Origin of the sequence: Enterobacter sp. SLBN-59, from assembly GCF_024807915.1 — a bacterium.
GTDB classification, from domain to species: Bacteria; Pseudomonadota; Gammaproteobacteria; order Enterobacterales; family Enterobacteriaceae; genus Enterobacter; species Enterobacter asburiae_B.
In genome coordinates this window covers 4,013,330-4,038,988 of the sequence record NZ_JANUFI010000001.1, presented here as the reverse complement: position 1 = coordinate 4,038,988, position 25,659 = coordinate 4,013,330, and the positions used below count along the sequence as shown (strand labels likewise).

General features: G+C 58.9%; 23 protein-coding genes. 10 read left to right on the top strand and 13 right to left on the bottom strand.

Annotated features, from left to right (window positions below; genetic code table 11):
• Positions 1–231: 231 nt before the first annotated feature.
• From alaS to mltB, 8 genes are all read right to left on the bottom strand, one after another.
• Positions 232–2,859: an alanine--tRNA ligase gene (gene alaS, locus M2422_RS19275; protein ID WP_045888112.1), complete on the bottom strand. Its 2,628-nt coding sequence runs from the start codon at positions 2,857–2,859 to the stop codon at positions 232–234.
• A gap of 131 nt (positions 2,860–2,990) precedes the next feature.
• Positions 2,991–3,491 carry a recombination regulator RecX gene (gene recX, locus M2422_RS19270; protein WP_033146366.1) on the bottom strand — a complete coding sequence of 167 codons (501 nt, stop codon included), beginning with the start codon at positions 3,489–3,491 and terminating at the stop codon, positions 2,991–2,993.
• A 68-nt stretch (positions 3,492–3,559) separates the two neighbouring features.
• A complete protein-coding gene (gene recA / locus M2422_RS19265) occupies positions 3,560–4,618 on the bottom strand; it encodes a recombinase RecA (RefSeq protein ID WP_023308943.1) in 1,059 nt (352 codons plus the stop codon).
• An 89-nt stretch (positions 4,619–4,707) separates the two neighbouring features.
• On the bottom strand, positions 4,708–5,205 hold the full coding sequence (gene pncC, locus M2422_RS19260; protein WP_023308944.1) for a nicotinamide-nucleotide amidase: 498 nt from the start codon (positions 5,203–5,205) through the stop codon (positions 4,708–4,710).
• Between the two features lie 129 nt (positions 5,206–5,334).
• Positions 5,335–6,213 carry a metal ABC transporter substrate-binding protein gene (locus tag M2422_RS19255; protein ID WP_064673537.1) on the bottom strand — a complete coding sequence of 293 codons (879 nt, stop codon included), beginning with the start codon at positions 6,211–6,213 and terminating at the stop codon, positions 5,335–5,337.
• A gap of 14 nt (positions 6,214–6,227) precedes the next feature.
• On the bottom strand, positions 6,228–7,088 hold the full coding sequence (locus M2422_RS19250; RefSeq protein ID WP_039263400.1) for a metal ABC transporter permease: 861 nt from the start codon (positions 7,086–7,088) through the stop codon (positions 6,228–6,230).
• Positions 7,085–7,738 carry a metal ABC transporter ATP-binding protein gene (locus M2422_RS19245; RefSeq protein WP_064673536.1) on the bottom strand — a complete coding sequence of 218 codons (654 nt, stop codon included), beginning with the start codon at positions 7,736–7,738 and terminating at the stop codon, positions 7,085–7,087. Before M2422_RS19245 ends, M2422_RS19250 begins: the two co-directional genes overlap by 4 nt.
• A gap of 269 nt (positions 7,739–8,007) precedes the next feature.
• A complete protein-coding gene (gene mltB / locus M2422_RS19240; protein ID WP_170864504.1) occupies positions 8,008–9,108 on the bottom strand; it encodes a lytic murein transglycosylase B in 1,101 nt (366 codons plus the stop codon).
• Between the two features lie 251 nt (positions 9,109–9,359).
• Here mltB and srlA point away from each other — a divergent pair, with 251 nt between their 5' ends.
• From srlA to gutQ, 7 genes are all read left to right on the top strand, one after another.
• Positions 9,360–9,923 carry a PTS glucitol/sorbitol transporter subunit IIC gene (gene srlA / locus M2422_RS19235; RefSeq protein WP_023333189.1) on the top strand — a complete coding sequence of 188 codons (564 nt, stop codon included), beginning with the start codon at positions 9,360–9,362 and terminating at the stop codon, positions 9,921–9,923.
• The gene (locus M2422_RS19230) at positions 9,920–10,879 is read left to right on the top strand and encodes a PTS glucitol/sorbitol transporter subunit IIB (RefSeq protein WP_023308950.1); all 960 of its coding nucleotides are present in this window, start codon (positions 9,920–9,922) and stop codon (positions 10,877–10,879) included. The genes srlA and M2422_RS19230 overlap by 4 nt, the downstream gene beginning before the upstream one ends.
• A gap of 12 nt (positions 10,880–10,891) precedes the next feature.
• A complete protein-coding gene (srlB, locus tag M2422_RS19225) occupies positions 10,892–11,254 on the top strand; it encodes a PTS glucitol/sorbitol transporter subunit IIA (RefSeq protein WP_023308951.1) in 363 nt (120 codons plus the stop codon).
• A gap of 14 nt (positions 11,255–11,268) precedes the next feature.
• Positions 11,269–12,048 carry a sorbitol-6-phosphate dehydrogenase gene (gene srlD, locus M2422_RS19220; RefSeq protein ID WP_023294411.1) on the top strand — a complete coding sequence of 260 codons (780 nt, stop codon included), beginning with the start codon at positions 11,269–11,271 and terminating at the stop codon, positions 12,046–12,048.
• Positions 12,049–12,175: 127 nt separating this feature from the next.
• On the top strand, positions 12,176–12,535 hold the full coding sequence (gene gutM, locus M2422_RS19215; RefSeq protein WP_064673535.1) for a transcriptional regulator GutM: 360 nt from the start codon (positions 12,176–12,178) through the stop codon (positions 12,533–12,535).
• A 63-nt stretch (positions 12,536–12,598) separates the two neighbouring features.
• Positions 12,599–13,372 carry a DNA-binding transcriptional repressor gene (locus M2422_RS19210; RefSeq protein ID WP_032640855.1) on the top strand — a complete coding sequence of 258 codons (774 nt, stop codon included), beginning with the start codon at positions 12,599–12,601 and terminating at the stop codon, positions 13,370–13,372.
• Positions 13,365–14,330, top strand: a complete 966-nt coding sequence (gene gutQ / locus M2422_RS19205; RefSeq protein ID WP_033146372.1) for an arabinose-5-phosphate isomerase GutQ — start codon at positions 13,365–13,367, stop codon at positions 14,328–14,330. Before M2422_RS19210 ends, gutQ begins: the two co-directional genes overlap by 8 nt.
• On the opposite strand, the gene norR is transcribed toward gutQ, so the two are convergent.
• Positions 14,327–15,841: a nitric oxide reductase transcriptional regulator NorR gene (gene norR / locus M2422_RS19200; protein ID WP_259141955.1), complete on the bottom strand. Its 1,515-nt coding sequence runs from the start codon at positions 15,839–15,841 to the stop codon at positions 14,327–14,329. The two genes, gutQ and norR, sit on opposite strands and share 4 nt — an antisense overlap.
• Positions 15,842–16,027: 186 nt before the next feature.
• On the opposite strand from norR, the gene norV reads away from it, so the two are divergent.
• Both norV and norW read left to right on the top strand, forming a co-directional pair.
• On the top strand, positions 16,028–17,473 hold the full coding sequence (gene norV, locus M2422_RS19195) for an anaerobic nitric oxide reductase flavorubredoxin (protein WP_064673533.1): 1,446 nt from the start codon (positions 16,028–16,030) through the stop codon (positions 17,471–17,473).
• A complete protein-coding gene (norW, locus tag M2422_RS19190) occupies positions 17,470–18,603 on the top strand; it encodes an NADH:flavorubredoxin reductase NorW (protein ID WP_259141952.1) in 1,134 nt (377 codons plus the stop codon). The genes norV and norW overlap by 4 nt, the downstream gene beginning before the upstream one ends.
• A gap of 450 nt (positions 18,604–19,053) precedes the next feature.
• On the opposite strand, the gene M2422_RS19185 is transcribed toward norW, so the two are convergent.
• The 4 genes from M2422_RS19185 to M2422_RS19170 all read right to left on the bottom strand — a co-directional run bounded on the left by M2422_RS19185 (position 19,054) and on the right by M2422_RS19170 (position 23,993).
• Positions 19,054–20,076 carry a HoxN/HupN/NixA family nickel/cobalt transporter gene (locus M2422_RS19185; RefSeq protein ID WP_064673531.1) on the bottom strand — a complete coding sequence of 341 codons (1,023 nt, stop codon included), beginning with the start codon at positions 20,074–20,076 and terminating at the stop codon, positions 19,054–19,056.
• A gap of 1 nt (position 20,077) precedes the next feature.
• Positions 20,078–22,294, bottom strand: coding sequence for a carbamoyltransferase HypF (gene hypF / locus M2422_RS19180; protein ID WP_064673530.1), 2,217 nt, complete (start codon positions 22,292–22,294; stop codon positions 20,078–20,080).
• A gap of 5 nt (positions 22,295–22,299) precedes the next feature.
• Positions 22,300–22,845, bottom strand: coding sequence for an electron transport protein HydN (hydN, locus tag M2422_RS19175; protein ID WP_039263391.1), 546 nt, complete (start codon positions 22,843–22,845; stop codon positions 22,300–22,302).
• A 134-nt stretch (positions 22,846–22,979) separates the two neighbouring features.
• Complete coding sequence (locus tag M2422_RS19170) at positions 22,980–23,993, bottom strand: LacI family DNA-binding transcriptional regulator (RefSeq protein WP_045888102.1); 1,014 nt, start codon at positions 23,991–23,993, stop codon at positions 22,980–22,982.
• Positions 23,994–24,207: 214 nt separating this feature from the next.
• Here M2422_RS19170 and ascF point away from each other — a divergent pair, with 214 nt between their 5' ends.
• Positions 24,208–25,659 (top strand): PTS cellobiose/arbutin/salicin transporter subunit IIBC, encoded by a 1,452-nt coding sequence (gene ascF / locus M2422_RS19165; RefSeq protein ID WP_032660344.1) that lies wholly within the window; start codon positions 24,208–24,210, stop codon positions 25,657–25,659.

Sequence of the window (25,659 nt, the reverse complement as noted above, 5' to 3'; positions counted from 1 at the left end):
TTGAAAGATTAAAAGAGTCGGGTCTCTTGTATCCCGGCATTATCCATCATATAACGCCAAAAAGTAAGCGATGACAAACACGTAAAGTGTAAGCAGTCACGGCATCACATTCTGTTAAACGTAAGTTTAGCCGATATACACAAACTCAACCTGACTTTATCGTTATCGATAGCACAGTGAACAAGACGCCATAACGTTACCGCTATGGCGTCTGCTTGTGCTTTGTAGTTATTACAGTTTCGCGCTTACCCAGCTTTCAACGCTGGCCAAAGCTTGCGGAAGTGCCGCTGCATCCGTACCACCGGCTTGCGCCATGTCCGGACGACCGCCACCCTTGCCGCCCACCTGCTGAGCGACCATACCAATCAGTTCCCCTGCTTTAACGCGGTCGGTCACATCCTTAGAGACGCCCGCAATCAGAGAAACCTTACCTTCTGCCACTGTCGCCAGCACGATAACGGTAGAACCAAGCTGATTCTTGAGATCGTCGACCATAGTACGCAGCATCTTAGGCTCAACGCCCGCCAGATCGCTGACCAGCAGTTTGACGCCCTTAATGTCTACAGCCTTGCTGGAGAGGTTTGCACTCTCCTGCGCCGCAGCCTGCTCTTTCAGCTGCTGCAGCTCTTTTTCCAGCTGACGCGTGCGATCCAGCGCAACGCGCACTTTCTCGCCCAGGTTCTGGCTATCGCCTTTCAGCAGCTGCGCGATGTCGTGCAGCTGATCGCTCTGCGCATGCAGGCTGGCGATTGCGCCTTCACCGGTCACCGCTTCAATACGACGCACGCCTGCCGCCGTACCGGATTCGGAAACAATGCGGAACAGGCCGATGTCACCGGTGCGCGATGCGTGCGTACCGCCGCACAGCTCGGTAGAAAAGTCGCCCATGCTCAGCACGCGAACGCGGTCGTCATATTTCTCGCCAAACAGCGCCATCGCACCTTTTTTCTTCGCGTCCTCGAGCTCCATGATGTGGGTCTCGATTGGCAGGTTACGACGGATCTGCGCGTTCACCAGATCTTCCACCGCGCGGATTTCAGACGGTTTCATCGCTTCAAAGTGCGAGAAGTCGAAACGCAGCACTTTGTCGTTAACCAGAGAACCTTTCTGTGCAACGTGGGTACCGAGTACGTCGCGCAGGGCAGCGTGCATCAGGTGGGTTGCAGAGTGGTTCAGACGAATGCGCGCGCGGCGTGCTTCATCAACGTTAGCCTGTACGCCCTCGCCCACTTTCAGAGAACCGGAAACCAGTTTGCCCTGGTGACCAATCGCCTGACCGTATTTCTGGGTGTCGCTGACGCTAAAGCTAAAGCCGTTGCCTTTCAGTTCGCCCTTATCGCCAACCTGACCGCCGGACTCCGCGTAGAACGGCGTTTTGTCCAGAATGACAACCGCATCCTGGCCCGCGCTGATGCTGTCCACGGCTTTACCGTCAACAAACAGGGCGGTCACTTTGCCGGTCAGTTCCAGCGCGTCATAACCTTTGAATTCCGATGCGCTATCAACGCGGATCATCGCGTTATAGTCTGCGCCAAAACCGCTGGATTCACGCGCACGACGACGCTGCTCTTCCATCGCGGCTTCGAAGCCCGCTTCGTCAACTTTGATGTTGCGCTCGCGGCAAACGTCCGCCGTCAGGTCAACCGGGAAGCCGTAGGTGTCGTACAGGCGGAAAGCGGTTTCGCCATCCAGCGTGTCGCCCTTAAGTTTCGCCAGCTCTTCGTCCAGCAGCGCCAGACCGCGCTCAAGCGTACGCGCAAACTGCTCTTCTTCGGTTTTCAGAACCTGCTCTACCTGCGCCTGCTGGCGTTTCAGCTCATCACCGGCAGCACCCATCACGCCAATCAGTGGCCCAACGAGTTTATAGAAGAAGGTGTCCTTCGCGCCCAGCATGTTGCCGTGACGGATGGCACGACGAATGATACGACGCAGCACGTAGCCACGGTTTTCATTCGACGGGATTACGCCGTCGGCAATCAGGAACGCACAGGAACGAATGTGGTCCGCGATAACGCGCAGCGATTTGTTGTTCAGATCGGTCGCGCCGGTAACGTTCGCAACGGCTTTGATCAGGGTGCTGAACAGATCAATTTCGTAGTTGGAGTTAACGTGCTGCAGAACCGCTGCAATACGCTCCAGGCCCATACCGGTATCGACGGAAGGCTTCGGCAGCGGCTCCATCGTACCGTCGGCCTGACGGTTGAACTGCATGAACACGATGTTCCAGATCTCAATGTAGCGATCGCCGTCTTCTTCCGGGCTGCCCGGAGGCCCACCCCAGATGTGGTCGCCGTGATCGTAGAAGATCTCGGTGCACGGACCGCAAGGGCCGGTATCACCCATCTGCCAGAAGTTGTCAGACGCGTATGGCGCGCCTTTGTTATCACCGATGCGAATGATACGCTCGCGCGGGATCCCGACTTCTTTTTCCCAGATTTCGTAGGCTTCGTCATCGGTTTCATAGACGGTAACCCACAGACGCTCTTTTGGCAGGTTGAACCAGTTTTCACCGGTCAGCAGTTCCCACGCATATTGAATAGCATCGTGTTTGAAGTAGTCGCCGAAGCTGAAGTTACCCAGCATTTCGAAGAACGTATGGTGACGCGCGGTGTAACCGACGTTTTCCAGGTCGTTGTGTTTACCGCCCGCACGCACGCAACGCTGTGAGGTTGTGGCGCGGGAATAATTACGCTTGTCGAGACCAAGGAACACATCCTTGAACTGGTTCATCCCGGCGTTGGTAAACAGCAGAGTCGGATCGTTGTTCGGTACCAGGGAGCTGCTGGCAACAACCTGGTGTCCCTTACTATGGAAAAAATCGAGAAACGCCTGACGGATCTCAGCGGTGCTCTTGCTCATAATTATCCTGAAATCAAGCTAACGAAATGTCGTAGCCAGCCTGTATCGGTAAACCGTTGGACAGACCAGCTACTGGAAAAAGTGGGAATAAGATAAGTTTTCTTTAGTGGGAAGTAAAATCCCGCATGCGTTCAATCGGCAAAATTACGCCAGATATCCTGAATATCTTCCATCAGAAAGCCGCGGTAGAGCAAAAAGCGCTGGATTTTAACTTTTTCTGAAAACTCACGCGGCAGCGGTTCGCCGTATTTACGAATCGCCTGTTCTCTGGCCAGCTCGCACCAGTCAGTATCGCATTCGCGCATCGCTTTTTCGATGGACTCCCTGGCCACCCCTTTCTGGTTCAGCTCCTGCCGGATGCGCGCGGGCCCATATCCTTTACGGCCGCGGCTGGCGAGAAACCGTGAGGCAAAACGCTCGTCATCAAGATAACGATGCTCATAGCACCAGGCAATCACGCGGTCATAATCTTCCGCGGTGGCATCAATCTCTTCCGGCCCGTTTTTACTCATCACCGGAGCCGACAGTTTTCGCCGCAGCTCCTGTTCACTGTGGTCACGAACGGCCAGGATGCGCACCGCGCGGTCCAGTAAGCGCGCATACGCGGGTCTACGTGTTGTCGGTTCACTCATAAAAAACCTGCTGATTCAGAAATGCAAAAAGGGCCGCATCAGCAGCCCTTCATTTTTAAACGAAACAATTAAAAGTCTTCGTTAGTTTCTTCAGCATCCGCGGCATCCACCACGAAATCAGGTTTGGAGTCCTGGTTGTTCAGCAGAAGCTCACGCACCTTCTTCTCAATCTCTTTCGCTGCAGCCGGGTTCTCTTTCAGCCAGGAGATCGCGTTCGCTTTACCCTGACCAATCTTGTCACCGTTGTAGCTGTACCAGGCGCCCGCTTTTTCAATCAGCTTCTCTTTCACGCCCAGGTCAACCAGCTCGCCGAGGAAGTTGATCCCTTCGCCGTAGAGGATCTGGAACTCAGCCTGTTTGAACGGCGCAGCGATTTTGTTCTTCACAACTTTCACGCGGGTTTCGCTACCGACCACGTTCTCGCCCTCTTTCACCGCGCCGATACGGCGGATATCCAGACGGACAGAGGCGTAGAATTTCAGTGCGTTACCACCGGTAGTGGTTTCCGGGTTACCGAACATCACACCAATTTTCATACGGATCTGGTTGATGAAGATCAGCAGCGTGTTGGACTGCTTCAGGTTACCCGCCAGCTTACGCATCGCCTGGCTCATCATACGTGCCGCGAGGCCCATATGAGAGTCACCGATTTCACCTTCGATTTCGGCTTTTGGCGTCAGTGCGGCTACGGAGTCGACCACGATAACGTCAACGGCACCAGAACGCGCCAGCGCGTCACAAATTTCCAGCGCCTGCTCACCGGTGTCCGGCTGAGAACACAGCAGGTTGTCGATATCCACGCCCAGCTTGCGGGCATAAACAGGGTCCAGCGCGTGCTCGGCATCGATAAACGCACAGGTTTTACCTTCGCGCTGTGCCGCGGCAATCACCTGCAGCGTCAGGGTGGTTTTACCGGAGGACTCTGGCCCGTAGATTTCTACGATACGGCCCATAGGCAGACCGCCAGCGCCCAGCGCGATATCCAGAGAAAGCGAACCGGTGGAGATGGTTTCCACATCCATGGAACGGTCTTCACCCAGGCGCATGATGGAGCCTTTACCGAATTGCTTTTCGATCTGGCCCAGTGCTGCCGCCAACGCTTTCTGTTTGTTTTCGTCGATAGCCATTATTACTCCTGTCATGCCGGGAGAAGCGACTGTGCTTCACCGTGGATTTCTGTTCTGTTGGTGCAATTATACTGTATGGTCATACAGTATCAAGTGTTTTGTAGAAATTGTTGCCAGAGCGTTTTTAACGCATAAACGGTTGCCTGACGACGCACGCTTTCGCGATCGCCGCTGAAGCACTCCCGGCGGGTGATCCCTTCCCCTTTGGACGTGGCGAATCCAAACCAGACGGTGCCGACAGGCTTCACGTCGCTGCCGCCGTCCGGGCCCGCAATGCCGCTAATGGAAATGGCGTAATCTGCCCGCGCCTCTTTGAGCGCGCCAATGGCCATCTCGATCACCACCGGTTCGCTGACCGCGCCATGCTGTTCAAGCGTGGATTCACGCACGCCAATCATCTGAGCTTTAGCTTCGTTACTGTAGGTCACAAAACCGCGTTCAAACCAGGCGGAACTGCCGGCAATATCGGTAATCGCTTTCGCCACCCAGCCGCCGGTGCAGGATTCCGCGGTGGTGATTGTCGCGCCACGCTGCTTCAGCGCAAGGCCAACGATCTCGCTAAGCTGCATCAATTCATGGTCAGTCATTCTCGCTCCAGGCATCAGAAAAACGTGCTGCACAAGATAGCACTTTCTCGTCAGATGTGGGGATGGACTTCAGGTTTTACGAGGGGGCTTCAGAAAAAAGCCGGTACGGACGCACCGGCGGTAGAAAGGTTATTTCATGCTGTCGGCGAGAGTGTTCACATTGTGGCGAAACGCCTTAACGTAGGTGTCAGCCACCCCACCTTTTGCCGACAGCGCTTCGGGGTAAAGCTCGCCCCCGGGCTGTGCGCCCGTCGCCGACGCAATCTGTTTCACCAGACGCGGATCGAGCTGATTCTCCATGAACCAGGTTTTCACGCCGTCGGCTTTAATCTGATTGATAATCTCGGCGACCTGCGCCGCGCTGGCTTCGCTCTCAGACGACAGCCCCTGCGGCGCCATAAACGTCACGCCGTAAGCGCGGCTGAAATAGCCGAACGCGTCATGGCTGGTCAGCACTTTACGCTTCGCCGGCGGGATCTGGCTAAAGCGCGTTTTGGCCCAGTTATCCAGTTGCGTCAGCTGCGCGATATACGGCTTACCGGTAGCCTCGAGCGCCGCTTTATCTTGCGGATCGGCTTTCACCAGCCCGTTCAGAATATTTTGCGCATAGAGCGCCCCGTTCGCCGCGCTGTTCCACGCATGGGGATCGGTCACAGTCTTTCCATCTTCCTCAAGCATGTGGGTTTTCACCCCTGTTGAGGCGACAACCAGTTGCCCTTTGAACCCGGAGGCTTTCACCAGACGATCAAGCCAGCCTTCCAGCCCCAGGCCGTTCACCACCACCACATCAGCCTTGCTCAGGGCCGCGCTGTCTTTCGGCGACGGTTCGAAGGTATGCGGATCGCCGTCCGGCCCGACCAGCGTCGTCACGTTCACATGGTCGCCGCCCACCTCCTGCGTGATATCCCCCAGTATCGAAAAGCTGGTCACCACATTCAGCGTTTTCGCCATCACGCCGTGCGACATCATCCCCAGCGCGAGCGCCACTACAAATCCTGTACGTTTCATCGTTTCCCCTTGCGTTAAAAATACGCCCGCAGGCTGCCAGCGAGCCTGCTTCGCGTACCCAGTAAAATGGAAATAAAGAACAGCGCGCTGGCGGTGAGCACGATGGACGGCCCGGCCGGCAGACTCATCGCCCAGGAGAGGCTCAGCCCCAGCCATGCGCAGAAGATACCGCTGATACCCGCCATCAGGAGTAAGGCAGGTAACGTGCGCACCCAGCAGCGGGCTGCCACGGCCGGAAGCATCATCAGCCCGACGGCCATCAGCGTGCCGAGCACCTGAAAACCGGCCACCAGGTTAAGCACCAGCAGCGCCAGAAACAGTCCGTGCAGCAGGCCAGGCAGCCAGCGGGCGTTCACCTGCAGCCAGGCGGTATCAAACGCTTCTGTCACCAGCCCGCGATAAAAGAGCGCCAGCGTGATAAGGGTGAACATGCAAACGCCCGTGACGAACAGCGCGGCGTCGTTGTCCACGGCGAGGATGGAACCAAACAGCAGATGCAGCAGATCGACATTCGACCCGCGAAGCGACACCAGCGTGACCCCCAGCGCCAGCGAGCCGAGATAAAACCCGGCAAAGCTGGCATCTTCTTTCAGCGGCGTGCGTCGACTGACCAGACCGGCCAGCAGCGCCACGGTAATTCCCGCGATAAAACCGCCAATACTCATCGCCAGCAGCGACATACCGCTGAGCAAATACCCCACGGCGACACCCGGCAAAATGGCGTGAGAAAGGGCGTCGCCCATCAGGCTCATCCGACGCAGCTGAAGAAACACGCCGAGCGCGGTGGTGCTGACCGAGAGCGCCAGGCAAACCACCAGCGCGCGACGCATAAAGCCGTACTCAATGAACGGCTGAAAAAAGAGATGCCAGATCATGCCACCCTCACCCGCTCGGTTTTCCACTGGGGAACGTCAGCATCCAGCCGCAGCGTCTGCGGGAAATGGCGCGACACGCGCTCGCTGTCGTGCAGTACCGCGAGCAGCGTTTGCCCCTTCATATACATCTCCAGCATCAGATCCATCAGCACGCTGCAGGTAGCTTCATCGACTCCGGTAAAGGGTTCATCCAGCATCACCAGCGGCGCCTGCTGCACCAGGACGCGGGCAAACAGCATGCGCTGAAACTGACCGCCGGAGAGTTCATCGATGGTGGATGACGCCATGGACTCAAGCCCGACGCGCTCAAGCGCGCTGGCAATGCGCAGCCGCGTTTCGCGACGAAACCCGGAAAAAAGCGACATGCCCGGCCAGCAGCCCATGCTTACCACGTCCTGTACGGTCAGCGGAAACTGCGCCTCCAGCGCGTGACGCTGTGCCAGCCAGCCGATTACCGGCCGCTTACCCTGCCAGCGGAAGCCGCCGCTGACGGGAGGAATAAATCCCGCCAGCGTTTTCAGCAGCGTGGATTTCCCGCAGCCGTTAGCGCCGATAATGGCGGTCATGCTGCCGCGCTCAATCGTGCCCGAGAGGGGCCGCGTAACGGGCTGGCGTTCATATCCCGCGACCAGTTCATTCATCACAATCATGGCAATGCCACCGCCCAGCGCACGGCCAGCCCGATAAAGGCAACAAGCACCAGCGCCAGCAAAAGCCGAACCAGAGCAGACAGAGAAAAAAGGGACGTTGACATTCTGACACCGCATTAAATGTTATAACATAACAATAATGAAAGGCGGTGAAGATGTAAATGGCGGGTTTGAAAAGGGAGTGTGCCGAAATGTTTCTGCAGGAAATAGGTGCGCGCGGGTGCCCTCACCCCAGCCCTCTCCCACAGGGAGAGGGGGAATAAGATGACTTACTGACTAAACGGAGACGCCGCCGGCACGCGGGCCTGCGATACCGCCAGCCCCAGCTGCCATACGGCCATCGCATAGTGAGTGCTGTGGTTATAACGGGTGATGGTGTAGAAGTTCGGCATGCCGTACCAGTACTGATAGCCCGTCCCGACATCCAGACGCAACAGACTTACCTGATCGACATTGCCCAACGGCTGAGTCGGTGTTAAGCCCGCCGCCGTCAGCTGCGCAACGCTGTATTTGGTTTTGAAGCCGTTTTCCAGCCCAGGCGCCTGACCGTTCGCCTGCACCGCCACCTGGCCGCCCGGCGTCCAGCCGTGCGCTTTGAAGTAGTTCGCCACGCTGCCGATGGCATCTACCGGATCCCACAGGTTGATATGACCATCCCCGTTAAAGTCGACGGCATATTGCTTATAGGAGGACGGCATAAACTGGCCGTAGCCCATCGCGCCGGCAAACGACCCTTTCAGATCGAGTGGATCGTCCTGCTCGCTGCGCGCCATGAGCAGGAAGGTTTCCAGCTCGGAAGAGAAATACTCCGCGCGGCGCGGATAGTTAAAGGAGAGCGTCGCCAGCGCGTCCAGGATGCGGGTTTTACCCATCACGCGGCCCCAGCGGGTTTCCACGCCGATAATCCCGACGATGATTTCCGGCGGTACGCCGTACACCTGCCACGCGCGGTTGAGCGCATCTTCATACTGATTCCAGAACACCACGCCGTTTTGCACGTTGTCCGGGGTAATAAACTGTTTGCGGTAGCGCAGCCACGCGCCGTTCGGCCCGCTCGGCACCTGGGCCGTCGGCGCCTGCCTGTCCATCAGGCGCAGCACGTAGTCCAGACGCTTGGCCTGAGACAAAATTTCGTGCAGCTGCTGTCTGTCAAAGCCGTGCTTGCTCACCATTTTATCGATGAACTGCTCGGCCGCCGGGTTATTCGCGAAGTCGCCGCCCATCTGCATCATATTGTGCTGCGGCTCCAGCAGGAATCCTCCGGAAGGCGCGCCCGCCGTTTGCTGAACGGCTTCGGTCTTAGGTTTGCTACTACAGGCAGACAGCAGAATAAGCGCAGGCAACAGCGCTGCATAACGACGCTTGAACATGAGACATCCATTTAACGGGTTCGATAAGAACCCAGTATGGTAAAGCATCCGCAACACCTCAAGGAAGCGGTACGCGCCTCCCCCACGCAAATCCGCCCTTTTTTCCACCGAAAATCATTGACCCCATCAATAAACTTTCAAAATAATCCATTTTTCTTTCATTGTGAGATCTAATTAACACTTTAAAACCTTTCAAAGTGATTATTATTAGCCCCGCAAGACAAAAACAAAAAGCCCCACAGGAGAGAAGAATGATAGAAACCATCACCCACGGCGCCGAGTGGTTCATCGGGCTGTTTCAGAAAGGCGGAGAAGTGTTCACCGGCATGGTGACCGGGATCCTGCCCCTGCTGATCAGCCTGCTGGTGATCATGAACGCGCTGATTAACTTTATCGGCCAGCAGCGCATCGAACGCTTCGCCCAGCGCTGTGCCGGGAATCCGCTGTCCCGCTACCTGGTACTGCCGTTCATCGGCACCTTCGTGTTCTGCAACCCGATGACCTTAAGCCTCGGCCGCTTCATGCCGGAAAAGTACAAGCCGAGCTACTACGCCGCCGCCTCCTACAGCTGCCATTCCATGAACGGCCTGTTCCCGCACATTAACCCCGGCGAGCTGTTTGTCTATCTCGGGATCGCCAGCGGTCTCACCACCCTTGGCCTGCCGCTCGGCCCGCTGGCGGTGAGCTACCTGCTGGTTGGCCTGGTCACCAACTTCTTCCGCGGTTGGGTGACCGACCTCACCACCGCCATTTTTGAGAAAAAAATGGGCATCCAGCTTGAACAGAAAGTCCATCTTTCAGGAGCCACAGCATGAACCGGATCCGCATTGAGAAAGGCACGGGCGGCTGGGGCGGCCCGCTGGAGTTCGACGCCACCGAAGGCAAAAAGATCGTCTACATCACCGCAGGCACGCGCCCGGCGATCGTCGACAGGCTGCGCGAGCTGACCGGCTGGGAAGCGGTCGACGGCTTCAAGGAGGGCGAGCCGCCGGAAGCGGAAATCGGCGTGGCGGTGATCGACTGCGGCGGCACGCTGCGCTGCGGTATCTATCCGAAGCGCCGCATTCCGACAGTGAATATTCACTCCACCGGAAAATCCGGCCCGCTGGCACAGTACATCCTTGAGGACATTTATGTCTCAGGCGTGAAGGAGGACAACATCACTCTGGTGAATGGCACTGCCGCGCCGCAAAAAGCGGCCCCGCGCGAGTACGACACCAGCAAGAAAATCACCGAGCAGAGCGACGGCCTGCTGGCGAAGGTCGGGATGGGCATGGGGTCCGCCGTAGCGGTGCTGTTCCAGTCCGGGCGCGACACCATCGACACGGTGCTGAAAACCATCCTGCCGTTTATGGCATTCGTCTCGGCGCTGATCGGCATCATCATGGCGTCCGGCCTGGGCGACTGGATTGCCCACGGCCTCGCCCCGCTCGCGAGCCACCCGCTCGGGCTGGTGACGCTGGCGCTGATCTGCTCCTTCCCGCTGCTGTCGCCGTTCCTTGGCCCGGGCGCGGTGATCGCTCAGGTGATCGGTGTGCTGATTGGCGTGCAGATTGGTCTGGGGAACATTCCCCCGCACCTCGCCCTGCCCGCCCTGTTCGCCATTAACGCCCAGGCGGCGTGCGATTTCATCCCCGTAGGGCTGTCGCTGGCCGAAGCGCGCCAGGACACCGTGCGCGTGGGCGTGCCGTCGGTGCTGGTCAGTCGCTTCCTGACGGGCGCGCCGACGGTGCTGATTGCCTGGTTTGTCTCCGGCTTTATTTATCAATAAGAGGTTCCTGCGATGACCGTGATTTACCAGACCACCATTACCCGCATCGGCCAGAGCGCGGCGGATGCGCTGAGCGACCAGATGCTGATCACCTTCCGCGAAGGCGCCCCGGCGGATATCGAAGAGTTTTGCTTTATCCACTGTCACGGCGAGCTGAAGGGCGAGCTGAAGGCCGGGAGCCAGCTGGAGCTGGGCGAGGCGCGCTATGCCGTCACCGCCGTCGGCGACGTCGCCGAGCAAAACCTGCGCGAGCTGGGCCACATCACCCTGCGTTTCGACGGCCAGCCGCAGGCCGAATATCCCGGCACGGTTCACGTGGCGGGCCCGGTTCCGCAGGCTGTCACCCCAGGCTGCACGTTAAAATTTGTTGCGTAATTAAGGAGAAACACATGAGTCAGGTTGCCGTTGTCATTGGTGGAGGACAAACCTTAGGCGAGTTCCTCTGCCGTGGGCTTGCCGCAGAGGGCTACCGCGTGGCGGTAGTGGACATTCAGAGTGAAAAAGCCGCCCGCGTGGCGGACACCATTAACACCGAGTTTGGTGAAGGGATGGCGTACGGGTTTGGCGCCGACGCCACCAGCGAACAGAGCGTGATGGCGCTGGCCCGCGGCGTGGACGAGATTTTTGGGCGTACCGACCTGCTGGTCTACAGCGCGGGGATTGCGAAAGCGGCCTTTATCAGCGATTTCGAGCTGGGGGACTTTGACCGCTCGCTGCAGGTGAATCTGGTGGGCTATTTCCTCTGCGCCCGCGAGTTTTCCCGTCTGATGATCCGCGACGGCATTCAGGGGCGCATCATTCAGATCAACTCCAAATCGGGGAAAGTGGGCAGCAAGCATAACTCCGGCTACAGCGCGGCGAAGTTTGGCGGCGTGGGGCTGACGCAGTCTCTGGCGCTGGATCTGGCCGAGTACGGCATTACCGTGCACTCGCTGATGCTGGGCAACCTGCTGAAATCGCCGATGTTCCAGTCCCTGCTGCCGCAGTACGCCACCAAGCTCGGCATCAAGGCTGAGGAAGTGGAGCAGTACTACATCGATAAAGTGCCGCTGAAGCGCGGGTGCGATTATCAGGACGTGCTGAACATGCTGCTGTTTTACGCCAGCCCGAAAGCCTCGTACTGCACCGGGCAGTCGATTAACGTCACCGGCGGGCAGGTGATGTTCTGATCGAGCGGTTTGTTCCCCCTCACCCTAACCCTCTCCCCGGAGGGGAGAGGGGACGGTCAGGTGCAGCCTTTTCCCCCTCGCCCCTTTGGGGAGAGGGACGGGGTGAGGGGAAAAATAAGGAGCCAACATGGTAACAACACTTATCACCGTCGCCGCCCTCGCCTGGATTTGCCAGATGGCGTTTGGCGGCTGGCAGATCCACCAGTTTAACCGCGCGTTTGACGCGCTGTGTCAGAAAGGTCGCGTCGGGGTCGGGCGTTCCGGCGGACGCTTCAAACCGCGAGTCGTCGTCGCCGTTGCGCTGGATGAAAACAATCACGTCTGCGATTCCCTCATCATGCGCGGCATGACCGTCTTTGCCCGACCGGTGAAAATCCAGGCAATCAACGGCATTTCGCTGCAGGAATTACGGCCTGATGTGATCTTTCCCCATGATCCACTCTGTCAGAATGCACTATCATTAGCGCTTAATCTGAAACATGGATAATTTCGTTGTGAAAGCTATAGACTTGCGAAATTATCATTTCGCAACCTAAGGAACGAAGCGCCTATGAAACCTCGTCAGCGGCAGGCGGCCATTCTCGAGCATCTGCAAAAGCAGGGAAAATGCTCGGTAGAGGATCTGGCCCACTACTTTGACACCACCGGCACGACAATACGCAAGGACCTGGTATTGCTCGAAAACTCTGGCGCCGTCATTCGAACCTACGGCGGCGTGGTGCTCAATAAGGACGAAGCGGACCCGCCTATCGACCACAAAACGCTGATCAATACCCACCAGAAAGCGCTGATTGCCGAAGCCGCCGTCAAATTTATCCACGATGGCGATTCCATCATTCTGGATGCAGGCAGCACCGTCCTGCAGATGATCCCGCTGCTCAGCCGCTTTAACAACATCACGGTGATGACCAACAGCCTGCACATCGTCAACGCCCTGTCGGAGTTCGACAGCGAGCAGACCATCCTGATGCCCGGCGGCACCTTCCGCAAAAAATCGGCGTCGTTTCACGGCCAGCTTGCGGAGAATGCCTTCGACCACTTCAGCTTTGATAAACTCTTTATGGGCACCGACGGCATCGACCTGAACGCAGGCGTTACGACGTTCAACGAGGTGTTCAGCGTCAGTAAAGCGATGTGCAACGCCGCGCGGGAAGTGATTTTGATGGCCGACTCGTCGAAGTTTGGCCGCAAAAGCCCCAACATTGTCTGTAGCCTTGAAAGCGTTGATAAGCTGATTACCGACGCGGGTATCGACCCGGCGTTCAAGAAAGCGCTGGAAGAGAAAGGAATCGACGTGATCGTAACCGGAGAGAGAGATGAGTGATTTTCTGTTAGAAACGGGCCGCCAGACGCTGATGCTGGAACTGCAGGAAGCCAGCCGCCTGCCGGAACGTCTGGGCGAGGATTTCGTCCGCGCGGCCAACACCATTATCCACTGCGAAGGCAAAGTGATCGTGGCGGGCATCGGTAAATCCGGCCATATCGGCAAAAAGATTGCCGCGACGCTCGCCAGCACCGGCACCCCTGCGTTCTTCGTGCATCCGGCAGAGGCGCTGCACGGCGATCTGGGGATGATTGAAAGCCGCGACGTGATGCTGTTTATCTCCTACTCCGGTTCGGCCAAAGAGCTGGATCTGATTATTCCGCGCCTGCAGGAAAAATCGGTCGCCCTGCTGGCGATGACCGGAAAATCCCGCTCGCCGCTGGCGCTGGCCGCCAAGGCGACGCTGGATATTTCCGTTGAGCGTGAAGCCTGTCCGATGCACCTCGCCCCGACCTCCAGCACCGTTAACACCCTGATGATGGGCGACGCGCTGGCAATGGCGGTGATGCAGGCGCGCGGCTTTAACGAAGAAGATTTCGCCCGTTCGCATCCGGCGGGCGCGCTCGGCGCACGCCTGCTCAACAAGGTTCACCACCTGATGCGCACCGACGATGCCATTCCGCAGGTCAAGCTCGATACCAGCGTCATGGACGCGATGCTGGAGCTCAGCCGCACCGGCCTTGGGCTGGTTGCGGTGTGCGATGACGGCGGGAGCGTTAAGGGCGTGTTCACCGACGGCGACCTGCGCCGCTGGCTGGTGGGCGGCGGCAGGCTGGAAACCAAAGTGTCGGACGCCATGACCAAAGGCGGGCTGACGCTGAACGCCGAGAGCCGCGCCATTGAAGCCAAAGAGGTGCTGATGAAGCGCAAAATTACCGCCGCACCGGTGGTGGATGACGCCGGCAGGCTGTGCGGCGCCATCAACCTGCAGGATTTCTATCAGGCCGGGATTATCTAACCCTTCAGTCCCAGACGCTTCGCCAGCCTGTGCAGGTTGGCGACGTCCATCTCCAGCGCCCGCGCGCACGCCGCCCAGCTGCGGTTATTCTGCTCCAGCGCGCGGGTAATCCTCTGACGCTGAAACGCCTCCGTGGCTTCACGCAGATTTTCATTCGCTATCTCGGGTACTGCCTGGGCGACAGCCGGTGCGGTTTCATCCTGCAGCGCAAAATGCCGCGCGTGGAGCACCACTTCATTACCCGAACGCGTCGCCCGCGCCAGCACCACCGCGCGGTGGATCGCATGCTCCAGCTCGCGCACGTTGCCCGGCCAGCCGTAGCTCAGCAGATGCGACCTCGCACCCGGGCTCAGCACCACGCGGGAAAGCCCCATCCTGAGACGGCACTGCTCGCAGAAAAAGCCCGCCAGCAGCACCACGTCGTCCCCGCGCTCGCGCAGCGGCGGCACGGTAAGCGGGAACACGCTCAGGCGATGGAACAGGTCGGCGCGGAACTGCCCTGCCAGCACCGCTTCACGCAGGTCACGGTTGGTGGCCGCCAGCACGCGAACGTCCACTCTGTGGCTGCGGTCATCCCCCACGCGCTGGATGTCCCCGTACTGCAGCACGCGCAGCAGCTTGGCCTGCAGCGACAGGGAGAGCTCACCGATTTCGTCCAGAAACAGCGTGCCGTTATCGGCCATTTCGAACTTGCCGCTGCGGTTGCTGATGGCTCCGGTAAACGCCCCTTTTACGTGACCAAACAGCTCGCTTTCCGCCACGCTTTCCGGCAGCGCGGCGCAGTTGAGGTACACCAGCGGGTTCACCGCGCGCGGCGACGCTTCGTGAATGGACTTCGCCACCAGCTCCTTGCCGGTGCCGGTTTCCCCGAAGATCAGCACGTTCAAATCTGAGGCGGCGACAATCTCAATCTCTTTTTTGAGCTGCGCCATGCCCGGAGAGAGGCCGATCATCTCCGTGTGCGTCACCTGCTCAAACGCCGCCGGGCTGCCGGGAAGAATGTTCTGGCTCTCCAGCTGTTCAATCAGCAGGGCATTGTTCAGCGCCCCGGCGGCCAGGGCGGCAATCAGACGCAGCTCTTCGTCGCTAAAGGTGTCAAACTGGTCCAGCGACAGGCCGTCGAGGGTCAGTGCGCCGATCAGGTTTTGTCCGGCAAACAGCGGCAGGCCGATACAGGCATGCACCTTCAGGCTCTCCTGTCCGGGAATAAGCCCGTCGTACGGGTCGGGCAGATCGCTGTCCGCCGGAAAGCGCACCACGTCACCCGCGCGGGCGATAGTTTCCAGACGCGGATGGCCCTCAAGGGTAAAACGCCGTCCGAGCACATCCTTCGCCAGCCCGTCGATAGCCAGCGGAATAAACTGCCGCCCCTCGTAGCGCAGCAGCGCCGAGGCGTCGCACGCCAGCACGTGGCGCAGCGTGGAGATCAGCCGCTGAAAGCGGTCCTGATGGCCGATACCGGTCTGCAGTTCAATGGCGATCTTCGCCAGCACGTCTACGGAAAAGCTCATAGTGGCCTCGCTGTCATTTTGACAATTCATATTGTCATATTGACACTGATTTTGATAGTCATAATGACTACCCACTACGGATCATAAAAATATTAATTAAGTTAAATCAATAAATTAAAAACTGGCACGCAACTTGATATAGGCAAACCATCTTATTTGAAAATGCTGTATTACGTAGAGGTTGCTATGTCTATTCTTGTTAAAAATAACATTCATTGGGTGGGTCAACGTGACTGGGAAGTGCGCGATTTCCACGGGACGGAATACAAAACGCTGCGCGGAAGCAGCTACAACAGCTATCTCATCCGCGAAGGAAAAAACGTGCTGATCGATACCGTCGATCACAAGTTCAGCCGCGAGTTCGTGCAGAACCTGCGCAGTGAAATCGACCTGGACGACATCGACTACATCATCATCAACCACGCGGAAGAGGACCACGCCGGCGCGCTGACCGAGCTGATGTCCTACATTCCGAACACGCCGATCTACTGCACCACCAACGCCATCGACTCGATCAACGGCCACCACCACCATCCGGAGTGGAATTTCCACACCGTGAAAACCGGCGACGCGCTGGATATCGGCAACGGCAAGCAGCTGATCTTCGTGGAAACCCCGATGCTGCACTGGCCGGACAGCATGATGACCTACATGACCGGCGACGCGGTGCTGTTCAGCAACGACGCCTTCGGCCAGCACTACTGCGACGAGCGCCTGTTCAACGACGAAGTGGACCAGACCGAGCTGTTCGAGCAGTGCCAGCGCTACTACGCCAACATCCTGACGCCATTCAGCCGCCTGGTGACGCCGAAAATCACCGAGATCCTCGGCTTTAACCTGCCGGTGGATATGATTGCCACCTCCCACGGCGTGGTGTGGCGTGAAAATCCCACCCAGATTGTGGAGCTCTACCTGAAATGGGCGGCGGACTATCAGGAAGACCGCATCACTATTTTCTACGACACCATGTCCAACAACACCCGCATGATGGCGGACGCCATTGCCCAGGGCATCAACGAAGTGGACCCCAACGTGGCGGTGAAAATCTTCAACGTGGCGCGCAGCGATAAGAATGAGGTTTTGACCAACGTGTTCCGCTCTAAGGGCGTGCTGGTGGGCACCTCCACCATGAACAACGTGATGATGCCGAAAATTGCCGGTCTGGTAGAAGAGATGACCGGCCTGCGTTTTCGCAACAAGCGCGCCAGCGCCTTTGGCTCCCACGGCTGGAGCGGCGGCGCGGTAGACCGTCTCTCCACCCGTTTACAGGATGCGGGCTTTGAAATGTCCCTCAGCCTGAAGGCGAAATGGCGCCCGGATATCGACGCCCTGGAGATCTGCCGCCAGCACGGTCGCGACATTGCCCGTCAGTGGGCGCTCGCACCGCTTCCGCAAGCTGCCGAACCGACCGCACAGCAGGAAACCTGCGCCTGCGCCGCCGCGGCAGCCGCCGATCCCGGACCGCGCATGCAGTGCAGCGTCTGCCAGTGGATTTACGATCCTGAACTGGGCGAGCCGCTGCAGGACGTTGCGCCAGGTACACCCTGGAGTGACGTGCCGGACAATTTCCTCTGCCCGGAATGTTCCCTCGGGAAAGACGTCTTTGACGAACTGGGTACGGAGGCAAAATGAACAACGGTATCGTCATCATCGGCTCGGGCTTTGCCGCCCGCCAGCTGGTGAAAAACATCCGCAAGCAGGACGCCAGCGTGCCGCTGACGGTGATCGCCGCCGACAGCATGGACGAGTATAACAAGCCCGATCTGAGCCACGTCATTAGCCAGAATCAGCGCGCCGAGGACCTCACCCGCCAGACGGCGGGTGAGTTCGCGGAACAGTTTAACCTGCGTCTGTTTCCCTACACCTGGGTCACCGACATCGACGCCGCCGCCCACGTGGTAAAAGCTAAAGAGAAAACCTGGCAGTACGACAGGCTGGTGCTGGCCACGGGTGCCTCTGCGTTTGTGCCGCCGATTGAGGGCCGCGAGCTGACGATCACCCTCAACAGCCAGCAGGAGTATCAGGCCAGCGAAACGGCGCTTCGCGACGCGCAGCGGGTAATGATTGTTGGTGGCGGGCTGATAGGCACCGAGCTGGCGATGGATTTCTGCCGGGCGGGTAAATCCGTGACTCTGGTCGACCATGCGGCGAGCATTCTGTCGTCGCTGATGCCGGCAGAAATAAGCAGTCGCTTACAGCATCGCCTGACCGACATGGGGGTGCATCTGCTGTTGAAATCGCAGCTGCAAAGCCTGAGCAAAACCGAAGGCGGCATTCGTGCCACGCTCGACCGCAGCCGCAGCGTTGAGGTGGATGTGGTAATCGCTGCAACGGGCCTGCGCCCGGAAACCGCGCTGGCGCATCGCGCAGGCGCCGAAATACAGCGTGGCGTGAAGGTAAATAGCTACCTGCAAACCACGCAACCTGATATTTACGCGTTAGGTGACTGCGCTGAAATTAACGGTCATGTGCTGCCTTTTTTACAGCCAATTCAATTAAGCGCGATGTATCTGGCGAAAAACCTGCTCGGCGGCAGCGCGCCGCTGAAATTACCCGCCATGCTGATTAAAGTCAAAACGCCGGAATTACCGCTGCATCTTGCCGGTGAAACGCAGCGTCAGGATCTGAACTGGCAAATTACCCTCGAACCGCAGGGAATGGTCGCGCGCGGCGCGGATAACGAGGGTCAGATTCGCGCTTTTGTGATTAGTGAAGACCGGATGAAGGAGGCTTTCGCACTGCTGAAACTGTTACCTGCTTAACCCTCGTTTTGCCGGGTAGCGCTTCGTTTACCCGGCCAACAGCAAGTCTACGCTGTCTTAATCTTTGGATTTTATTATTCACCGCCCCGATATTCCGGGGCTTTTTTTTACGTATTCTATTCATCAAATAAATGCAAAGTAGATATATCATCGCTATCAATCCCTTATTTATTATTTTCGTAAATACTTTAATCTGAAACAGATTAAAAACATCATCCAGCTTTATTATTGTCAGCCGACTCAGTCTGAAAAGACATCATCAGCAGGAGGCGAATCATGGCGAATTTTTATAAATAACTCAATTATCTTTCTCGTTATTTCACATAAGCGAAGAATGCGGAATATATTTATTCCGCAAAAGTTCTACATTTTCAGCATCTTTTTTATCGGTATGCCGCTATGCGCCAGCCATTGAGGAAGTCGCGGAGGTTGCGCCGTGCAGGAGCCGGTTCAGGAACGTACCACCAGCGCGTCGTAGCCACGCCAGCGGTAGTTGACCATGGAGATCAGCCAGCATGCGACAAACAGCCCAACCACCACAAACCCGGCGTTGCCCAGATTGTCGTTTACCGTGCCAATCAGATCCCACACGCCGCCGCTGAGGGCAAATTTGTCCATCAGCAGACCCAGCGCTTCCAGCCCGCCGATAAACAGCGCCACCACCACGGAGGTGCCGGTGATGGTCATGTTGTAGTAGAGCTTGCGCTGCGGCTTGTTGAACGCCCAACCGTAGGCACCGACCATCAACAGGTTATCGAGAGTATCCACCAGCGCCATGCCGCTGGCGAAGAGCGCCGGGAAGACCATGATTGACCACACCGACATCCCGCTTGACGCGCTGGCGGCAGAGATCCCCAGCACGCCAATCTCGGTGGCCGTGTCAAAGCCGAGGCCAAACAGGAAACCGACCAGGTACATCTGCCAGCTTTTATTCACCAGGCGGAAGGTTTTGCTAAACAGCCAGTTCATGACGCCGCCCTGGGCAGGGAGCGTGATGTCGCCCTGCACGGGCCTGCCCTGTTTCAGCGCCTGAAAACTGCGCCAGACGCCGCGCAGGATCACCATGTTCACCAGCGCCATCGCCAGCAGGAAGGTGGCTGAAACGGCGGTGCCAATCAGGCTGCCGGTTTCGTGGAACCATTCCATGTTTTTCTGAAACGCCGTCGCGGTCGCGGCGATAGCAATAGAGGCCAGCACCACGATGGTGGAGTGCCCCAGCGAGAACCACGCCCCCACGCCGGAAGGACGTTTGCCCTGCTGCATCATCTTACGCGTCACGGTATCAATCGCCGCGATGTGGTCAGCGTCCACCGCGTGACGCAGCCCGTAGCACCACGCCAGCAGGCTGGCGGCCATCAGCGCCGTGCTGCCGCTAAAAGCGTGCCATGCCCATCCCCAGGCCAGCAGGTTTGCCATTACCAGAGCCAGCAGCAGAAGCGCGGCGCGAGGTTCATTGTGTAAGAGTCGTAACATTTTAAGTCCTTTGTGAACATGACCGGGCAGCGGCGATCGCCGCCTGCCCGAAGGAGATCGCTCCGTCACCTGCGGGCAGGCGCGAAGGAAAAAGAAGCGTAAAGTCAGAAAGATAATGACGCAGGCGCGCGCGCAGCAGACGGTTGTGCAGCACGCCGCCGCTGAGACAGATTGTCGACAGCGACAGGCGTCGGGCATGGCGCGCGGCGAGTTCCGCCAGCCCTTTTGCCAGCGCGTCGTGAAACGCCCACGCGCGCTGGCAGGATTCCGCCTGCCAGCTCAGCCACTGCTGCCAGAACTGCGCGAGGTTATCCACGTCCAGCGTCACCGGATGGTCGACGCCCGCGCACTGCAAGGCCAGCGCTTCCAGCCGGCAGGCCGCTTCACCTTCCCAGGATTGGGTTTCGATGCCCAGCGCGCAGGCGACCGCATCAAACAGGCGACCACAGGACGAGGCCTGCGGCGCGTTGATGCCGCGCCGGATCGCCGTTGCCAGCAGCGGCCAGTTTTCACGCTGAACCGCGCGCGTTTCCGGGTACTGCTGCCAGTCAGGGACAAACGCCAGGCAGTGGGCGAGTAAATTACGCCACGGCTGCCGCGCCGCCAGATCGCCCCCCGGCAGCGCAACGGCAGGCAGCCCGTCCAGACGCTCGCACGCGAGATAGTTCACCCGCAGGCACTCCCCGCCCCAGAGCGCGCCGTCCTCGCCCATGCCGATCCCGTCCAGCGTCAGGGCAATCGCGTCTCCGCCGTCGAGCGGCCAGCCGTTCTCCGCCAGGCACGCCGCCGCGTGGGCGTGATGGTGCAGTACGGTTTCGACCGGCAGCCCCTGCGCCTGCGCCCACCGTTGTGTGTGATAGCCCGGATGGGCGTCACACACCACGCGATCCGGCTGAAAGGCGTAAATTTTCTGCATCAGCGATAGCGCGCCGCGCCACTGCGCTTCGACACCCTCGTCACCGAGATCGCCAAAATGCTGGCTCAGCACCGCCTGGCTGCCACGCACCAGGCAGAAGGTGTTTTTCATCTCCGCGCCGGTGCATAACATGGCGGGGATATGCTCAAAACCCGCAGGCAGCGCGACGGCATCGGGCACAAAACCGCGCGCGCGGCGAAGCATCGCGCCGTCGCGATCCACCACCGAATCGTCCATCCGCTGCAGGATATCGCGGTTGTGAAGCAGGAAGCCGTCCGCGACGTCGCCGAGTTCATCCAGCGCCTGCTGGTTGGTCATGGCAGGCGGTCTGCCGCTGAGGTTGCCGGAAGTCATCACCAGCGGGCGCCGGCAGTCCATCATCAGCAGGTGTTGCAGCGGATTAGCGGGAAGCATGATGCCAATACAATCGAGCCCGGGTGCAATCCCTTCGGGAAATCCGGGAAGCGAGGCTTTTGGGGTCAGCACAATCGGCGCTGCGGAGGAGCGTAACAGCGTCTGGATCGCCTCCGGCACGCCGTCCGCATTCGGGATCATCACCGCCAGCGGCTTCGCGGGACGCTGCTTGCGTGCCCGAAGCGTCGCGACCGCCTGCGGATTACGCGCATCGCAGACGAGATGAAAACCGCCCAGCCCTTTGACCGCGACTATGCCGCCGCTTTTCAGCATCGCCACCGCCGCGCTCAGCGCAGCCTCACGGGCAGCGGTGATGTCGCCCGCACGCCATTCCAGCGCGGGCCCACAGTCCGGGCAGGCTACCGGCTGAGCGTGAAAACGTCTGTCAGCCGGGTTACGGTATTCCGTCTCACACGGCACGCAGAGGGGAAATGCGGCCATTGACGTGGCCGGACGGTCATAGGGCATCGCGCGGATAATGGTAAACCGCGGCCCGCAGTGCGTGCAGTTGATGAACGGATAGCGATAGCGGCGCTCGCCGGGGTCGCGCATTTCAGCCAGGCACGCCGGGCAGGTCGCGGCGTCGGGGACGATCTGCGTGTCCATCGCCCCGCCCGCGCTGTGACGGATGGTAAAGTCCTCCGGCACCTGCGCCCACGTAAACGGATGCGTTTCAACGTGGTCAATGCGTGCCAGCGGTGGGCAGTCCTGATGCAGCCTCGCGGTAAAGGCCCCCCCATTACCCGCGAGGCGCACCAGCACGCCCTCTCCATCATTGCAGACGTCACCGGTCAACTGAAGCGCCTGCGCCAGCTGCCAGACGAAGGGACGAAACCCCACGCCCTGCACTTTACCGCGCACGCGCAGCTGTACGCCGTTACTGCACATACGGTTCAGAACAGCAGCGATGACGACGTGTCGAATGCCGCACGACGGCGCTTTTCGGCGCTCATCTGCTCAAGCTTCTCGCGATCCACGCAGACCAGCGCATGCGTCGGGCAGGCTTCCATGCAGGCCGGACCGGCGTCGCGGTGATAGCAAAGATCGCATTTGTTGGCTTCGGCTTTCTCCGCACGTACGCTCAGACCCATGCCGCTGTTGCGTACCACCGGACGAACAACCACCTCCATCGCGCCGTACGGGCAGGCGACCACGCAGGTTTTGCAGCCAATGCAGCGCTCCTGCATGACGTGCACAAAGCCTTTCTCGCGTTTAATTGCCCCGTTTGGGCAGACGTTCGCGCACGGTGCGTCTTCGCACTGGCGACAGATAGCGGCGGTGGAAATATTCACGCCTTTGATGACGTGGATGCGCGGCAGGAAGGTGTCAGGGGTGAGCGACGCGCAGTCCTGCTCCGCCTGATGGGAAACCACGCACGCCACTTCACAGGTACGGCAACCAATACACTTACTGGCATCGGCCATAATAAAACGGTTCATCTGCTTCTCCAGCATTACAGTTATGCGCGGAGATATTCATAAACCGTGCCAATAATTAACCTGTTGATTTTAGATGAATTTAAAAATCACGATGGTGCTGTCATCGTCACTTATGACGATGACAGCTGTCGACATCAGCGGTGCGGGCCGTCAATAACGGAGTCGCGCAGGACAAGCTCGCCGGAGAAGGTTTGCTGATACTTAAACTCACCGCCGTCGAGCATGAAGATCAGGCGGCTGATGGTCTCTTTGATCATCTCCGTCACCGGAATACGCACGCTGGAGAGCGACGGCACGATGTAAGGCGCGATGGCCACGTCGTCGAAACCGATCACCGACACCGCGTCCGGTGCGGCCACGCCGCTGTCGTGGAGCTGCTTCATGGCGCCGATCGCCATGTCGTCATTACTCGCCACCAGCGCCGTAAAGCGTTCACCGCGAGCAAGCAGTTCGGCAACCGCCGCCGCGCCGCTGGCGGGGTTCCACTTTCCCTGCGCAATCAGCCCCTCGCGCAGCGGAATACCGTGCTGCGCCAGCGCGTCTTTGTAGCCGGAGAGACGTTCAACCCCGGTGGGAGAATCCAGCGAGCCGGTGATAAACGCGATCTCCCGGTGCCCTTTCGCAATCAGCTGCGACACCGCCTCCTGGCTGGAGGCTTTATGATCTGACCAGACGCAGTGGCTGCTGTTTTTCCGCAGGCGGCGGTTGAGCACCATAATCGGCTGCTCGCACTTCTCGACGATCTCATCCATCTCTTCCACGCTCAGGAAACGCGGATAGATAATCACCGCGTCGCAGCGCATATCGAGCAGGTACTGGATCGCCTCGCGCTCTTCATCCGCGCTGTGCTTGCCGTCCGCGAGGATCAGCTGCCGCCCCTTTTCTTCCGTCATGCGCGCGGCGTGAAACAGCAGTTCGCTAAAGTAGACGCCGTGATAGAGGGTGTTCGTCACCACCAGTCCCAGCGTCTGGGTACGTTTGGTTGCCAGGTTTCGCGCCAGCAAATTCGGGCGATAGCCGCTCTCTTCAATGGCCTGAAACACCCGGTCTTTGGTCTCCTGGCTGACGTAGCCATTTCCCGACAGCACCCGGGACACCGTGGCTTTCGAAACGCCTGCCCGCTTCGCCACTTCAAGCATCGTGGTCATAGTGTTATTCCGTCTGAATCTGATGGAGCGCAGTGTACTGCACTGCAAAAAAATTGTCGCAGCGGTGAAATCACGCTTTCGATACCTCATTGCGATCTGCATCACGAAACGAAAAAATGGTCAAAAAGCGATCTTGTTTCATTCACAGAAACTCATGATGATTATGTGGAACCGGTTTCCTACATGTCTCACAACAATAACAGGATCACATCCGATGGCCAAAAATTACGCTGCGCTGGCGAACGACGTTATCAGCGCGCTGGGCGGCAAAGAGAACATCGTCGCCGTCACCCACTGCATGACGCGTCTGCGTTTCGTACTGAAAGACGAAAGCCTGACCGACGCTGCGCGACTGAAAAGCATCAGCGGCGTGCTCGGCGTGGTGCGCAACGACAACCAGTGCCAGGTCATTATTGGCAATACGGTTTCACAGGCGTACCGCGAAGTGGTGAGCCTGCTGCCCACGGACCTGCAGCCCGCAGTGCCGGAAGGTCCGCAGAAGATGACCTTACGCCGCATTGGCGCCGGGATCCTCGACGCGCTGATCGGCACCATGTCCCCGCTGATCCCGGCGATCATCGGCGGCTCGATGGTCAAGCTGCTGGCGATGATCCTCGAGATGACCGGCGTGCTGCCAAAAGGCGCGCCGACGCTCACAATTCTGACCGTCATCGGCGACGGCGCCTTCTTCTTCCTGCCGCTGATGGTGGCGGCCTCGGCGGCGGTGAAGTTCAAAACCAACATGTCGCTGGCCATCGCCATCGCGGGCGTGCTGGTGCACCCGAGCTTTATCGAGCTGATGGCGAAAGCCGCGCAGGGCGAGCACGTTGAGTTCGCCTTTATTCCGGTGACGGCGGTGAAATACACCTACACCGTCATCCCGGCGCTGGTGATGACCTGGTGCCTGTCGTATATCGAACGCTGGGTGGATCGCATTACCCCGGCGGTGACGAAAAACTTCCTCAAGCCGATGCTGATCGTGCTGATTGCCGCCCCGCTCGCCATCGTGCTGATTGGCCCGCTGGGGATCTGGATCGGTAGCGCCATCTCCGCGCTGGTCTACACCATTCACGGCTACCTGGGCTGGCTCTCCGTCGCCATCATGGGCGCGCTCTGGCCGCTGCTGGTGATGACCGGGATGCATCGCGTGTTTACGCCGACCATCATTCAGACCATTGCCGAAACGGGCAAGGAAGGGATGGTGATGCCGTCGGAAATCGGCGCCAACCTGTCGCTCGGCGGCTCGTCGCTGGCGGTGGCGTGGAAAACCAAAAACCCGGAGCTGCGCCAGACGGCGCTGGCGGCAGCGGCCTCCGCCATTATGGCGGGGATCTCTGAACCGGCCCTGTACGGCGTGGCGGTGCGTCTGAAACGTCCGCTGATTGCGAGCCTGATAAGCGGCTTTATCTGCGGGGCGGTCGCCGGCATGGCCGGACTTGCCAGCCATTCGATGGCGGCACCGGGGCTGTTCACCAGCGTGCAGTTCTTTGACCCGGCCAACCCGATGACCATCGTCTGGGTGTTCGGCGTGATGGGGCTGGCAGTGGTGCTGTCGTTTGTTCTGACCCTGCTTTTAGGGTTTGAGGATATCCCGGTCGAAGATGAGGCTGAAAAAGCGCGCGCCCTGCAGACCGCACCGGTACAGAACAACGCAGCAAAAGCATAA